This is a genomic window from Uniformispora flossi, assembly GCF_049534875.1.
Classification (GTDB): Bacteria; Actinomycetota; Actinomycetes; order Streptomycetales; family Streptomycetaceae; genus Yinghuangia; species Yinghuangia aomiensis.
In genome coordinates this window covers 54,262-68,351 of record NZ_JBMULZ010000027.1, presented here as the reverse complement: position 1 = coordinate 68,351, position 14,090 = coordinate 54,262, and the positions used below count along the sequence as shown (strand labels likewise).

The following is a 14,090-nucleotide window of genomic DNA, read 5'->3' as shown; positions in this document are numbered from 1 at the left end:
TTAGGACGAGAGTGTTGTTTGTATGTCGGGCGGTTTTCCGACGGGGTAATCATCGCGGCGACGCGGAGTTCGCACGGTGCGGATTCCGGTCATTGCCCCGAAGGAGATTTGCCATGGCTTCCGGTACCGTCAAGTGGTTCAACGCGGAAAAGGGATTCGGTTTCATCGAGCAGGACGGTGGCGGCCCCGACGTCTTCGCCCACTTCTCGAACATCGCCGCCCAGGGCTTCCGCGAGCTGCAGGAGGGCCAGAAGGTGACGTTCGACATCGCGCAGGGCCAGAAGGGCCCGACGGCCGAGAACATCGTTTCCGCCTGACCTCCGGGCGCACACGTGCAGCCGGGGCCCGCACCTTGGGGTGCGGGCCCCGGCTCGCTTCGGTTCGATGTCCGGCCGGTTGCGGCGTTTCGGCCTCTCACGAATTCCCTCGGCCCGTTCCGGTAATTCTCCGCGCAATCGTCCGCTCGGGGGAATTCCTTGCCGCGCCGCACCAAGGAAGGCTCCGCGTGAACCACGCACGAGAAGACACCGGCGCCACCGGACCGCGTTCCGGCCGGGCGGCCGGAGGCCGACGCGGCAACCGCCCTGGCTCCGCATCCTCCCGCCGCTCCGACATGCCGAGCCGCTCGGACGACCGCCGACGCCGACAGCCTGCGGGGCACGGCGAGTTCGCGCTGCCGACGACAGCAACGGCCGCGCTTCCCGCCGTCGAGCGGTTCTCCGACCTCGCGATGCCGGCACAGCTTCTCCGGGCGCTGGACACCCAAGGCGTGATCGAACCCTTTCCGATCCAGGCCGCGACCCTGCCGAATTCGCTCGCGGGCCGTGACGTACTCGGCCGCGGCCGCACCGGGTCGGGCAAGACCCTTGCCTTCGGCCTCGCCCTCCTGGCACGCACGGCCGGAACCCGCGCCGAGCCGCGACGGCCGCTGGCCCTCGTCCTCGTCCCCACACGTGAGCTCGCCCAGCAAGTCACCGACGCGCTCGCTCCCTACGCCGGCGCCGTGAAGCTGCGCCTGGCCACCGCCGTAGGCGGACTGCGGATCGGCAGGCAAGCCAGTGCGCTGCGTGCCGGGGCGGAGGTCGTCATCGCGACTCCGGGCCGGCTCAAAGACCTCATCGAACGAGGCGACTGCGTGCTGGACCAGGTCCGCATCACCGTTCTCGACGAGGCCGACCAGATGGCCGACATGGGGTTCCTGCCGCAGGTCACCGCGCTGCTCGACCAAGTGCACCCGCAGGGACAGCGGATGCTGTTCTCGGCCACCCTGGACCGCAACGTCGACCGGCTGGTGCGCCGCTATCTGACCGACCCGGTGGTGCACTCCGTCGATCCGTCGGCAGCCGCGGTCACCACGATGGAGCACCACGTCTTCCATGTCCGTGACACGGAAAAGCACCGGACGGCCACGGAGATCGCGGCGCGCGAAGGCCGGGTGATCATGTTCCTGGACACCAAGCACGCCGTCGACCGGCTGACCCGGCACCTGCTGAGCAGCGGAATCCGTGCCGCGGCCCTGCACGGCGGCAAGTCCCAGCCGCAACGCACCCGCACCCTCGCGCAGTTCAAGTCCGGTCACGTGACGGTACTGGTGGCCACCAATGTCGCGGCCCGTGGGATCCACGTCGACGACCTCGACCTGGTCGTGAACGTCGACCCCCCCGGCGACCACAAGGACTACCTGCACCGGGGCGGTCGCACGGCCCGGGCGGGCGAGTCCGGCAGCGTCGTCACTCTGGTGACACCCGACCAGCGCCGCGCCATGAGCCGGCTGATGGCGGCCGCCGGTGTCACCGCCCGGACCACCAAGGTGGGTTCCGGTGACGAGGAACTGCGCCGGATCACCGGCGCGCGGGAACCCTCCGGCGTTCCGGTCACCGTCTCCGCGCCCGCCGTGGAACGCCCTCGACGCGGCGGGGGTTCCCCGGCCCGGGGTCACGGGGGCCGTACCACGAAGGACACGGGCAGCGGCCGGAGGAAGCGGCGTCCCGTTCCGCGGCAGGCCGTTTCCCGCGAGGCCGGCTGAATCCCTCGTCCACGGACCTCGTCCGTCGTGGGACGTCGTCGACCTCGACCGGACCCTCGGGTCTACGCCCGTCCGAAATCCGCCCGCCCTTCCTACCTTCTGTGAGGTATTCATGCGCTGCGTCATCGCCGGTGTCGCGTTCGATCTCTCCAAGCCCGGGGTGGTGGCAGCCATGCAGGGCGTCAAGCCCGAGCCCGTCACGGGCGGCTCCGTGCTCATCAGCCGGCGCCACTACCCCGTCAAGCAGGTCGGCGCCGTCATCACCGGGCAGGACCGCCGCGACTTCACCGCGGAGGAAGTCCGCCGGGCGTTGACGCGGCTCGGCTTCACCTGCCAGGACACCGGCGCCGCCGCACCCACGCAGGGGCTGACCCCGCTCCAGGCCGCATCGGCACTGCTCGGCACGTCCGCCGGGGCATAGTCGGCAACCGCACCCGCACGCGTGCCGCGGGTTCGCGGACCCGCAGACCCCGGCGGTCTGCCCGGCGGCTGCGGTCCGCCGTCGGCCGCCGGGTCGGCACGGCGCGCCTCCCTCACGTAGCAGGCGGGTCGCGGCGGTCGTCCTTGCGGAGTTCCTCGTTGATGCGCAGGGCTTCCTCAAGCTGGTCTTCGAGAATGATGATGCGGCAGGCGGCCTCGACGGGGGTGCCCTGGTCGACGAGTTCGCGGGCGCGTTGGGCGATACGCAGTTGGTAGCGGGAATAGCGCCGGTGCCCGCCTTCGGAACGCAGGGGTGTAACCAGGCGGGCTTCGCCCAGGGCTCGCAGGAACGCCGGTGTGGCGCCGATCATCTCGGCGGCACGGCCCATGGTGTAGGCGGGGTAGTCGTCGTCGTCGAACTTGTCGGGACGACCGGGGGTGTCACGGGGAACCACTGCACCTCTTCGTCATTTTCATCGTTGTCCTGCCGTGCCCGCGTGTCGCCGCGGGCACATCACCATCCTCCACGCCGCGGGTTTCGGAAACGCGACGTGGGGCCCTGGCGCCGATCGGCACCAGGGCCCCTAGGGGACATCACACCATCTGCCGGCGGAACGCCGCCGGGTCTCTTCGTCCGTTCCCGCCTATGCGGCCGGGGACCGGGGATCGCAACTGCGTGACCGTGGACCACCTTCCCATCCGGGGCCTGCGGTTCCCGCGGGCCTGTCGGCCCGGCGGGCGATCCAGATGGCGGTCGCTCCTTTCCACTCTGCCGTGCACTTACCTGGGAACTGCCACTGCTCGGTTCGGCCTGATCCCGACGTGGATCGGAACCATTGCCCGCACGACAGTTCGTCCTCTGCCGTGCCCGTAGGACTCTTGACTACAGCAGAAACCGTAGCTGCCGGATATGCGGATGTCTATCACCGCCGTGACAGTTTTTCTCGCGCAGTGATCCCCGGGCGGTGTCGGACGGGCGGCGCGTGCGGGTCGTTGCATGCCGACGCGCGGAGCGACCCGGCAAAAGACCACGGGGTGCGCGTACGCAAAAAATCTCCACACCGTGAGCTTCGGGATTGATCCCGATACTCACGATGTGGAGATCTCGTGGTGTCCGAGGGGGGACTTGAACCCCCATGCCCTTTCGGGCACTAGCACCTCAAGCTAGCGCGTCTGCCTATTCCGCCACCCGGACTGGGTGTGTCGCGCGGCGGGCCGCGCTGACGTGGAGAACTGTACCAAAGATCGCGGGGGCGGGATGTCGGGGAGCGGGTCGGCAGCCCGGGGCCGCGGCGCCGGGGCTTTCGTCACGCGGGCGGCGCCCTCCAGGCGGGCCTCCGGGTGCAGGATGGACCGGGAGACGAGTTCGCACAAATGACCTTACGGAGCGGCGATGAGTGACCGGGACGGTGTCGGTGGACGGGGCGAGACCGGGGCGGAGGGCGAGGTTGCCGAGCTGTGCCGGGACCTGATCCGGATCGACACGAGCAACTTCGGCGACGGGTCCGGGCCCGGGGAGCGCGCCGCGGCGGAGTGGGTGGCGGAGAAGCTGGCCGAGGTCGGGCTGGAGCCGCAGGTGTTCGAGTCGGCCAAGGGGCGGGCGAGCACGGTGGTGCGGATCGAGGGCGAGGACCGCAGCCGCCCGGGGCTGCTGATCCACGGCCATACGGACGTGGTGCCGGCGAACGCCGCGGACTGGTCCTACGACCCGTTCTCCGGCGAGGTCGCCGACGGCTGCGTGTGGGGCCGCGGCGCGGTCGACATGAAGGACATGGACGCGATGGTGCTGGCCGTCCTCCGCGACCGCATCCGCACCGGGCGGAAGCCGCCGCGCGACGTGGTGCTGGCGTTCCTGGCCGACGAGGAGGCCGGCGGCACGTACGGGGCGCGGTTCCTCGTCGACAAGCACCCCGACCTGTTCGAAGGCTGCACGGAGGCCATCGGCGAGGTCGGCGGCTTCTCCTTCACCGTCAACGACGACCTGCGCCTCTACCTCATCGAGACCGCCCAGAAGGGCATGGACTGGATGAAGCTGGTCGTGGACGGCACCGCCGGGCACGGCTCCATGATCAACAAGGACAACGCGATCACCGAGCTGTCCGAAGCGGTCGCGCGCCTCGGGCGGCACCAGTTCCCGATCCGCCTCACCAAGACCGTCCGCGCCTTCCTCGACGAGGTCTCCGACGCCCTCGGCATCGAACTCGACCCCGACGACCTCGAAGGCGCCATCGAGAGGCTCGGCCCGATCGCCCGCATCATCGGCGCGACGATCCGGAACACCGCGCAGCCGACCATGCTCGGCGCCGGCTACAAGGTCAACGTGATCCCCGGACAGGCGACAGCGCACGTCGACGGGCGGTTCCTGCCCGGCTTCGAGGACGAGTTCCAGGCCGAACTCGACGCCGTCCTCGGCCCCCGCGTGCGCCGTGAGCGCGTGCACGGCGACCGGGCGTTGGAGACCGACTTCGACGGTGCGCTGGTCGAGGCCATGGCCGCGGCGCTCAAGGCGGAGGACCCGGCGGCGCGCGCCGTGCCGTACTGCCTGTCCGGCGGGACGGACGCCAAGTCGTTCGCCGACCTGGGCATCCGCTGCTTCGGCTTCGCGCCGCTCAAGCTGCCCGCGGACCTGGATTTCGCGGGCATGTTCCACGGCGTGGACGAGCGGGTTCCGGTGGACGGGCTCAAGTTCGGCGTGCGCGTTCTGGACCGTTTCCTGGACGCTTGCTGACCGAAGTCGACGCGAAATCGGCCCGGAATTGACCCGAACAGGTGAATCGCCGGTCCGCTCCGTAGCCTCCGCAGGACGGTGTCGTTTCCCCTTGTGCGGCGCCCAAGTGCGCCGTGGTTCCGACAAGGAGGACTGAAACACATGAAGAAGCTCGGCAAGGTCGTGCTGCTCGCGACCGCTACCGGTGGTCTGGCGCTCGCGGGCACGGGTGCGGCGATGGCGGACGCGGGTGCCAACGGTGCGGCCGTCGGTTCGCCGGGTGTCGCCTCCGGCAACCTCATCCAGGTTCCGGTCCACGTTCCCGTGAACATCTGCGGCAACACGGTCAGCGTGATCGGCGTGCTGAACCCCGCGTTCGGCAACTTCTGCGCCAACGTCTGATCCAGGCAGCGCCCCGCGGATTGTCACGTGCCCGCGCATCGGCGCGGATGGTGCATCCGGGACGGCCCCGGGGCTTCGCAGCCCCGGGGCCGTCCGGCGTTCCGGGGGGGGTTCGCGATGATCCCGAACGGCCCAATCGGATGGTCGTCGGAATTCCCGAATCTCATCCGATCGGGGGAAAAATGTTCCCGGTCGTGCCCTCTTCAGTGACTTGACGTGACCGAACCCTGTTAATGCCGTTGCGGGACACGACGTCCCGCCCCTCACACGGAAGACACAGGGGTATCGCCTATGCAACAGCTTGCCAAGAAGGGGCTGTTGGTTGCTGTCGCGGCCACGGGCGCTCTCGCGTCCGCGGCCGTCGGCGTCGCCAACGCCGGCAGCGGTGCGCAGGGGGCCGCAGTGGGCTCGCCGGGGGTCGCTTCGGGCAATGTCGTGCAGGTGCCGGTCCACGTACCGGTGAACATCTGCGGCAACACCGTGAACGTCGTCGGGCTGCTGAACCCGGCGTTCGGCAACAAGTGCGCAAACGTGTCCGGCGGCCACGAGCAGCCGCCGCACTCGCCGCCGCCGACGCACCGCCCGCCGACGACGCAACCGCCGACGACGCCCCCGCCGCCCACGACGTGCCCGCCGACCAGCGGTCCGCCGACGAGCGGTCCGCCGACCAGCGGCCCGCCGCACACCACGCCGCCGCCGCACACCACGCCCCCGGGCGGGTCGAACGGCGGCAACTCGGGTGGCAACACCGGCGGCCACACCGGTGGGAGCTCGGGTGGTAACTCGGGTGGCAACACTGGTGGGAACTCGGGTGGCAACTCGGGTGGCAACACCGGTGGGAACTCGGGTGGCAACTCGGGCGGGAACACCGGTGGCAACACCGGTGGCTCCGGCACCACGGGCACCACGGGCACCACGGGCACGACGGGCACCACGGGCTCCGAGACGCCCAAGGGCGGACTCGCGCACACCGGTGCCGCGACCATGGTGCTCGCCCCGGCCGGTGTCGCGTTCCTGCTCGGCGGTGTGATCCTGTACCGCCGGTCCCGGCCGAAGCAGGTCTGACCGGGCGCACGGCACGCAAGACAGTGAAGGCCGCCCATCCCGATCGGGGGTGGGCGGCCTTCGCCGTCGAGTTCGGACGCCCCGGTGCGGGCGCGCCGAACTCCGGTCTCAGATCGTGCGTAGCTGGCGGATGATCCGGCGGCGGAGCACGACCCGGCGGCTGCCGTCCCGGCGTACCGTCAACCGGTCCAATTCCCACAGCCCGTACTCGGCGTGCTCGGTCAGGATGCGTCGTGCGTCACTGCGCGACGTGCCGCGCGGAAGGTGCAGTTGCTGGAATTCGTAGTCCGGCAATCGATCACTCCAGATAGTACGAACCGTCAACAGACCACTGCGGAACCGTGGATTCGGCAACGCTGCGGCATCCGGCTTCACAACCATTGTGCGCAACCGGGCCACTTGCGGATAGCGTCATGCCATGACCGGTGTTGCCCAGCCCACGCCCGAGCAGGTCCGTGCCGCCGCCGCGGCGCTCAAGACGGCCATCGACCGCCACCTGGACGCCGTGGAACGGCGCGAGGGCGAAAGCGACCCCGCCGTGTTCGCCGCCTACGACGAGCTTGCCGCCGCCGCGGAGGCTTACGACGAGCTGCTGTACGACGTCTACGACGAGGTCACCCCGTTCGAGGTGCCCGACCGTTCGCAGACGGACGACTACCACGGTCCGGACAACCCCGACACGATCGCCGTCCTGATCCGCCGCGACTACATGGTGAAGGACGCCGCCGCGCTGCTCGACCAGGCGCGCCGCGCGGACGCCGAGTCCGGCGAGCCGGGGACGAACGGCGCGGTCGACACCATCGAGACCACGTCCGCGGCGCTCGCCGTGCTCTTCGACGTGTTCGACCCGGACGAGATCGCCCAGCGGGCCGAGGAGATCGGCCTGGAGTCCGGCGACGCGACGCTGTGGGTCAGCGCCACCGAACCCGGCGAGCCGGGCGAGTGGCTCGACGCGCCGTTCGACGACATCGATCCGCACGCCGTGATCTACCGGTTCGAGACCAGCACGGCGTACGAGGACGACATCGAGGCCTTGGAAGAGGACTTCCGCTGACCCGGCGCGCGGCGCCGACGACCGGTCAGTAGTCGCGTACCGCGGCCCGGACCGCGTCGGCGAGCCGCGTGGTGCGCGGCGGCGGACCGGCCCGCCGGGCGACGGCCTGCTGGAGCGAGCCGTCGGCGGCGTACACCACGGACAGGTGCTCGGTCGCGCGCGTGAACGCCGTGTACACCAGCGCCCGGGGCAGCGGGCCTGCGGCCTCGCCGGGCAGCACCGCGACCACCGCGGTCCGCCGCACCCCGAGGGCCTGACGCACCGTCACCGCCCAGCCGTGCCGCAGCTCGCCGGTCCGCTCGCGGGGCAGCGGGACGCGCGTGCCCGGGGCTTCGCGGTACGCCAGCACGAGGCCGTCCGGCCCGGCGTCCACAATCCGGCCTTCGCGCGCCACGGCGGCGCGGCCGTCGGGGTCGGCGGCGGTCGGGACGGCGTGCACGACGCGGTCGCCGACGTCGAAGCCGCCGAAGCGGCCCGGCCCCGGGTTCAGTCGTTCTTTGAGGGCGGTGTTGAGCGCCAGGGTGCCGGTGGGGCCGGCCGCGGAGGGGGCGACCACGAGGACGTCGTCCGGGGCGAAGCCCAGCGCCCGCGGGATCGAGTCGGCGACGAGCTGCACGCACCGGTGCACGGCTTCGGCGGCGGCCCGCGCGCCGACCAGCACCACCTCGCGGTCGGGCGAGTCGACGGGCGGCAGGACACCGCCGCGCACGCTCTGCGCGAGCGTCCCGAGCAACCCGGGACGGGAGGCGTCGGATGCCACGGTCGGGACCGCGCCGCTGTCCCGCAGGTCGGCGAACACCCGCCCGGGACCGGCCGACCCCAGCTCGTCGGGGTCGCCGGCCAGGACGACGCGGGCGCCGTCGGGGAGCGCGTCGAGGAGGGCGGCGGCGGTCCGCACGTCCAGCAGGTGGGCTTCGGCGACGAGCAGGACGTCCGCGGCGAGGCAGCCGTCGGCGTCGCGCCCGGGCCCCTCGGCTCCGCGCAGCAGCCCGGCCACGGTCACGGCGTCCGGCGGCCCGGCGGCGGCGAGCCGGCCGCGGCCGTCCGGCGTCGGCGCGGCGACCACGACTCGGGCCCCGGCGTCCGCGGCCTGCCGGACGAGCGCCAGCGGCACGCCGGGCGGGTCTTCGCCGGGGCCGGTGGCGTACAGCACGACCCCGGCGTCGGCGGGCAGCCCCGACGTCGCGAAATCGGCGGGCGCGACGGTCGAGTTCAACCGCAGCACGGCCTCGGCGATGGACTCCTCGGCGAGCGCGAGGGGCTCCAGGGCGACGAGGACGGCGCGCTCGGGCGCGGCGGCGAAGGGGTCTTCGGCGGCTTCGTCTTCTTCGACGTCGAAGGCTTCGTCGTCGTCGAAGGCTTCTTCGTCGTTCTCGGGGGCGAGGCCGGGGTCGGGCTCGGGTGCGGGCGGCAGCGGTTCGGCGAAGGCCATGACGCGCCCGGACTCGTACGCGGCCCGCAACGCGGCGTCGGCGTCGCGCACGCCGAACTCGCCGAGCACGGTCCGGAGGACGTGCCGGTCGAGGGCGGTGTGCCCGTCCCGCGCGGCCGCGTGCCGCAGTCGCCAGCCGACGAGCGCGCCGGTCCGCCGTGGGTCGTCCGGATCGGGCTCCTGCCCGAGCAGCCCGCGGGCGAACAAGTCGGCCTGCGCGGGGGTGAGTTCGGGGACGGACAGCAGGGCCCACGGGTCCTGGCCGAGCACGTCGGCGGCATGGGCCCCCAGGGCACGCACCAGACTGCCGGCGAACCGGCCCGGCGCACCGCCGCGCGCGAGGACGGCGGAGACGGCTTCGACGGCTTCGGGGGAGGGGGCAGCGGGAGGCCGGTCGCCGGGGTCGGCGGAACGTCGCGGGGCGCCGGGGGCAGGGGCGTCGTCGCGATGGTGGCGCGCATCGGCGGCTTCCGCGGCGTCTTCGCGCGAGCGGTCGGCGATCTGTGCGGCCGGGTCGGACCAGTCGTTTTCGTCGCCGTCGGCGGAATCGGCGGGCGCGCGCGGCGCGGCGACGCGCGGCGACGACGGTGCTTCGGCAGCTGCCCGACGACGCTGCACGGCCTCGTCGGCTTCGGCGGCGTCTTCGCGCGAGCGGTCGGCGATCTGCGTGGCGGGGTCCGACCAGTCGTCTTCGTCGCCGAGCGGGGCGCCGACCGGGGTGGGGGAGTGCGGTACGGACGGCGCGCCGGGGTTTTCCGCGGCGACACCGGCGTCACGACGGCGCGCTTCGGCCGCAGCCTCCGCACGCCGGGTGTCCTCGGCCGCAGCAGCTTCGGCGGCCTGGGCGGCGTCTTCGCGGGAGCGGTCGGCGATTTGTGTCGCGGGGTCCGCCCAGTCCCCCGGGTCGCCGACGGTGGTGCGGGGCGCGGCGCTGCGGGTCGTCGGCGGTGCGTCGACGGCAGTTCGGCGGCGCCGGGCTTCGTCCCGACGGGTTTCCTCGGCCGCTGCGGCTTCCGCGGCTTCGGCGGCGTTCTCGCGCGAGCGGTCGGCAATCTGCGTGGCGGGGTCCGACCAGTCGTCTTCGTCGCCGAGCGGGGCGCCGACGGGGGTCGGGGAATGGGGTGCGGGGGCGCGGCCGGCGGGCGGCGCGCTGCGGTTCTCCGCGGCGACGTCACGGCGGCGGGCTTCCGCCGCGGCTTCCGCGCGCCGGGCCTCCGCGGCTTCGAACCGGCGGGCGTCCTCGGCGGCTCCGCCGTGGCCGGCCTGCTCGGCCGCGCCGGCTTCGAGCCCGCGTGCCCGTGCGGCCGCCTCGGCGAGGCGGGCCTCCCGGAGCGCGGCGGCCTCCTCCGCCTCCGCGGCCGCCTCACGCGACCGGTCCGCGATCTGCGAGGCCGGATCGGCCCAGCCCGAGCCGTTGCCGGGAGTCGGAGCCTCCTCGGACGCGAACCGCGGCGGCGGTGCGTCCAGCGACGTGACCGGGTTCGCCCAGCCCGAAGCGTCCGACGGCGTGGATGTGCCCCCGCCGAAGGTCGGGACGCGCGGGTCCGCGATCGTCGCGGCCGGGTTCGACCATCCGGCCGACGCCGGGTCGGCGGTCTCCGACGGCTCCGGCGCCACCGCGGCCGACGCGTCGTACCGGGCCGCCGAGCCCTCCGGGTCGTCCGCGTACTTGCGGTCGATCGCCGCCACGGCGGCGCGGAGTCGGGCAAGCGTGCCCTCGGCCTCCGGGTGGTCGGCCGCGGGATCTGGGGTGTTCGACCGGGTGCTCATGCTCGTCTTCTCGATCATCACGTCGACAGGACCGCGGCCGGAATGCCGTCCGCGCCGCCCAGGTTAGTGGCGCCCACCGACAACCGGGCCGACGACGCGGCCCACCGCAGCCCCGGCAGCCGCCGCCTTTACGCCTGACTCCAGTCGTGGTCCGGATACCCCGTCCACGGCGCCGACACGTCGTCCAGCGCCGCGCGGATCTCCGTTGGCAAGGTCAGCTGCTCCGCCGCCAGCGACGCCCGCAACTGACCGGCGTTCCGGGCCCCGACGATCGGCGCGACCACGCCCGGCCGGTCCCGTACCCACGACAGCGCGACCTCGATGGGCGCCGCGCCCAACCCGTCCGCGGCGGTGGCCAGCGCGTCGACGATGCGACGCGAGTCGGCGTCCAGGTACGCGGCGACGAACGGGCCCATGTCGGCCGACGCGCCCCGCGAGTCGGCCGGCATCCCGTGCCGGTACTTGCCCGTCAGCACACCCCGCCCGAGCGGCGACCACGGCAGCAGCCCCACGCCCAGGTCGAGCGCCGCGGGCAGGACTTCGCGTTCGATGCCGCGCTGCAGCAGCGAGTACTCCATCTGCGCGCTCGCGATCACCACCCGGCCCGGCGCGGCGAGTTGCCACGCGGCGGCCTTGGCGAGCTGCCAGCCGCAGAAGTTCGAGACGCCGACATAGCGCGTCCGGCCCGACGACACGGCGAGTTCGAGCGCGTGCAGGGTCTCGTCGAGCGGCGTCGCCGGGTCGTAGGCGTGCAGCTGCCACAGGTCGACGTGGTCGGTACCCAGCCGGGCCAGCGACGCGTCGAGGGCTTGCAGCAGGTGGGCGCGCGAACCGTCGAAGCGGCGCTCGGTGTACGGCACGCTGGCCGCCTTGGTGGCGATGATCACCTCGGAGCGCGGCACGTACCCGTCGAGGAGCCGGCCGAGCAGGTATTCGGCTTCGCCGTCCGCGTAGACGTCGGCGGTGTCGACGAGGTTCCCGCCGGCGTCCAGGAACGCCTTCATCTGGTCGGCGGCGTCCTGCTCGTCGGTGTCCCGCCCCCAGGTCATCGTGCCGAGGCCAGTACGGGAGACCCGCAGCCCGGTACGGCCCAGATGTCGCTGCTCCATGGATCGGGAGACTAGCCGCTCCGGGGTACGGCGCGGCGATGGCGGGGCCGTACGGCGGTGCCCGGGTCGGGCGTTTCTGGTCAGGTGTTCGGATTCCCGGCGGCGGCACCACCGGGCGCCGGGGACGGGCTGCCGCCGACCCGGCGGCAATACCGACTTCCCGAACGGTTACCGACCAGTAGCTTGTACCGGTAGGGTCCGATCGGAACGACACGGCACACCGACTGGGAGGCACCGGCATGGGCATGCGGCTCGGCATCAACCTCGGCTACTTCGGCGCGGGCAACGACGCCGACAACCTCGCCGTCGCGAAGGAGGCCGACCGGCTCGGCTACGCGGTCTGCTGGGCCGCGGAAGCGTACGGCTCGGACGCCGCCACCGTGCTGTCCTGGGTCGCCGCGCAGACCGAGCGCATCGACGTCGGCTCGGCGATCTTCCAGATCCCCGCCCGCCCCCCCGCCATGACCGCGATGACCGCCGCGACCCTCGACGTCCTGTCCGGCGGCCGCTTCCGCCTCGGCCTCGGCGTCTCCGGCCCGCAGGTCTCCGAAGGCTGGTACGGCGTCCGCTTCGACAAGCCGCTCGCCCGCACCCGCGAATACGTCGAGATCGTCCGCAAGGCCATGCGCCGCGAGCGCCTCGAGCACCACGGCGCGCACTGGCAGCTCCCGCTCCCGGACAGCCAGGGCAAGCCCGTCAAGCTCACCGTGCACCCGGTCCGTGAGCACATCCCGCTCTACATCGCCGCCGTCGGCCCGAAGAACCTGGAACTCGCCGGCGAGATCGCGGACGGCTGGCTCGGCGTCTTCTACGCCCCCGAGCACGCCGACGAATCCCTCAAGCACGTCCGTGCCGGACGGGAGAAGGCCGGCCTGAAGATGGACGGCTTCGACGTCGTCCCGACCGTCCCCGTCGTGGTCGGCGACGACCCCGTCGAAGCCGCGCACGCGGTCCGCCCCTACGCCGCCCTCTACATCGGCGGCATGGGCAGCCGGAAGCAGAACTTCTACAACAACCTCGCCTGCCGCATGGGCTACGAAGCCGAGGCCGCGGAGATCCAGGACAAGTTCCTCGCCAAGGACTACCTGGGCGCCGGCATGGCCATCCCGCACGACCTGATCGACAAGACCGCGCTGCTCGGCAGCAAGGAGCGCATCGCCGACCGCATGCACGCCTACGCCGACTCGGGCGTCACCACGCTCACCATCGCGCCGAACGCGGAGACCCTGGAAGGCCGCGTCGCCACGCTCCGCACGGTGGCCGAGGCGCTGGAGCTGTCCGGCCTGGCGTGATCGGCGCAAGCCTCCGGAAACGCCGAGATCCCGCCGTCCGCGGCGGGATCTCGGCGTTCCGACGGAAGGTCAGCGCGGCCCGGGGACGCGCTCCGCGACGACGTGGGCGAACTCCAGCAGCCGCTGGATCTGCCCCGGCCCGCCGTCGTCGAGCGACTTGCTGAACCGGTAGGCCTCCTGGCGGAACCGGCCGGTGGAGGTGCCCTCTTCGCCGCGCACGGTGGTGATCTCCTGGAGGGTGGGCGTGGCCAGGAACACGTAGGCGCCGCGCATTTCGCGGTCGCCGTCGGTGGTCGTGCCGACCAGCGTGCGTATGCCCACGTGGGACACCGAGCCGAGCGGGATGACCTGCACCGACGAGTCGAGCACGGTGCCGCCGGGCGCGGACGCGTCGGTCATGTCCTCGCTGTGCCACAACACCAGGCGGTGGTCGTCGCAGACGGCGGCTTCCTGCCACACGGACGTGCCGTTGGCGTTGATGTCGACGACGCGTTCGAGGGTGAATGCGCGGACGGGCCGACGGCCGAGAACCGCGCCCAAGGCTTCGAGGGCGATGTCCGGATGCAGCAGGTACGCCCGCACGGCGTCTTCGAGTTCGCGGTGGGACGACCAGTCGGCCCCGGCGGCGCCCGTTGCTGGTACCGCGGGCGGTTGGGTGCGCTGGGTGCGCTGCCTACCCGGTCTGCCGAACATCCCCACCTGATCTCCCCTGGCCTTGGTCCGGGCCTGTGTACCGGACCAGCCTATGCGGGGAATCCGGCGCCGGGCGCCGGGGGCCGGGTGCCGCGGGGATCACGAAAGCCGCCAAACGTA

Annotated in this window: 13 protein-coding genes and 1 tRNA gene; 8 read left to right on the top strand and 6 right to left on the bottom strand. The window is 72.6% G+C overall.

From position 1 onward, the window contains the following. Window positions 1-113 precede the first annotated feature (113 nt). The 3 genes from ACPA54_RS35980 to ACPA54_RS35970 all read left to right on the top strand — a co-directional run bounded on the left by ACPA54_RS35980 (window position 114) and on the right by ACPA54_RS35970 (window position 2,447). Window positions 114-317 (top strand): cold-shock protein, encoded by a 204-nt coding sequence (locus ACPA54_RS35980; RefSeq protein WP_329421944.1) that lies wholly within the window; start codon window positions 114-116, stop codon window positions 315-317. A 188-nt stretch (window positions 318-505) separates the two neighbouring features. Beyond that, on the top strand, window positions 506-2,026 hold the full coding sequence (locus ACPA54_RS35975) for a DEAD/DEAH box helicase (protein ID WP_423536302.1): 1,521 nt from the start codon (window positions 506-508) through the stop codon (window positions 2,024-2,026). A 112-nt stretch (window positions 2,027-2,138) separates the two neighbouring features. Beyond that, window positions 2,139-2,447, top strand: a complete 309-nt coding sequence (locus ACPA54_RS35970; RefSeq protein WP_423536300.1) for an SCO5918 family protein — start codon at window positions 2,139-2,141, stop codon at window positions 2,445-2,447. Window positions 2,448-2,559: 112 nt separating this feature from the next. Here the strand turns inward: ACPA54_RS35970 and ACPA54_RS35965 are convergent, their stop codons facing one another. Then, entirely contained in the window at window positions 2,560-2,901 is a 342-nt protein-coding gene (locus ACPA54_RS35965; protein WP_345675002.1) for a MerR family transcriptional regulator, read from the bottom strand. 653 nt (window positions 2,902-3,554) lie between these two features. After that, window positions 3,555-3,641, bottom strand: a tRNA-Leu gene (locus ACPA54_RS35960). 198 nt (window positions 3,642-3,839) lie between these two features. Here ACPA54_RS35960 and ACPA54_RS35955 point away from each other — a divergent pair. From ACPA54_RS35955 to ACPA54_RS35945, 3 genes are all read left to right on the top strand, one after another. Beyond that, window positions 3,840-5,174, top strand: coding sequence for a M20/M25/M40 family metallo-hydrolase (locus ACPA54_RS35955; RefSeq protein ID WP_423536298.1), 1,335 nt, complete (start codon window positions 3,840-3,842; stop codon window positions 5,172-5,174). A 141-nt stretch (window positions 5,175-5,315) separates the two neighbouring features. Continuing rightward, window positions 5,316-5,555 carry a chaplin gene (locus ACPA54_RS35950; RefSeq protein WP_345675000.1) on the top strand — a complete coding sequence of 80 codons (240 nt, stop codon included), beginning with the start codon at window positions 5,316-5,318 and terminating at the stop codon, window positions 5,553-5,555. 291 nt (window positions 5,556-5,846) lie between these two features. Next, window positions 5,847-6,620, top strand: coding sequence for a chaplin (locus ACPA54_RS35945; protein ID WP_423536295.1), 774 nt, complete (start codon window positions 5,847-5,849; stop codon window positions 6,618-6,620). Window positions 6,621-6,728: 108 nt separating this feature from the next. Here ACPA54_RS35945 and ACPA54_RS35940 read toward each other — a convergent pair whose 3' ends face one another. After that, window positions 6,729-6,914: a DUF5703 family protein gene (locus ACPA54_RS35940; RefSeq protein ID WP_345674998.1), complete on the bottom strand. Its 186-nt coding sequence runs from the start codon at window positions 6,912-6,914 to the stop codon at window positions 6,729-6,731. Between the two features lie 124 nt (window positions 6,915-7,038). On the opposite strand from ACPA54_RS35940, the gene ACPA54_RS35935 reads away from it, so the two are divergent. Continuing rightward, window positions 7,039-7,674 carry a hypothetical protein gene (locus ACPA54_RS35935; RefSeq protein WP_423536293.1) on the top strand — a complete coding sequence of 212 codons (636 nt, stop codon included), beginning with the start codon at window positions 7,039-7,041 and terminating at the stop codon, window positions 7,672-7,674. A 25-nt stretch (window positions 7,675-7,699) separates the two neighbouring features. On the opposite strand, the gene ACPA54_RS35930 is transcribed toward ACPA54_RS35935, so the two are convergent. Together ACPA54_RS35930 and ACPA54_RS35925 are read right to left on the bottom strand one after the other, a co-directional pair. Continuing rightward, window positions 7,700-10,876, bottom strand: coding sequence for an AAA family ATPase (locus tag ACPA54_RS35930; RefSeq protein ID WP_423536291.1), 3,177 nt, complete (start codon window positions 10,874-10,876; stop codon window positions 7,700-7,702). A gap of 128 nt (window positions 10,877-11,004) precedes the next feature. Next, entirely contained in the window at window positions 11,005-11,985 is a 981-nt protein-coding gene (locus ACPA54_RS35925) for an aldo/keto reductase (RefSeq protein ID WP_423536290.1), read from the bottom strand. Between the two features lie 245 nt (window positions 11,986-12,230). Here ACPA54_RS35925 and ACPA54_RS35920 point away from each other — a divergent pair, with 245 nt between their 5' ends. Beyond that, window positions 12,231-13,277, top strand: coding sequence for an LLM class F420-dependent oxidoreductase (locus ACPA54_RS35920; RefSeq protein ID WP_423536337.1), 1,047 nt, complete (start codon window positions 12,231-12,233; stop codon window positions 13,275-13,277). Between the two features lie 69 nt (window positions 13,278-13,346). Here ACPA54_RS35920 and ACPA54_RS35915 read toward each other — a convergent pair whose 3' ends face one another. Then, complete coding sequence (locus tag ACPA54_RS35915; RefSeq protein WP_423536288.1) at window positions 13,347-13,970, bottom strand: hypothetical protein; 624 nt, start codon at window positions 13,968-13,970, stop codon at window positions 13,347-13,349. Window positions 13,971-14,090: the final 120 nt, after the last annotated feature.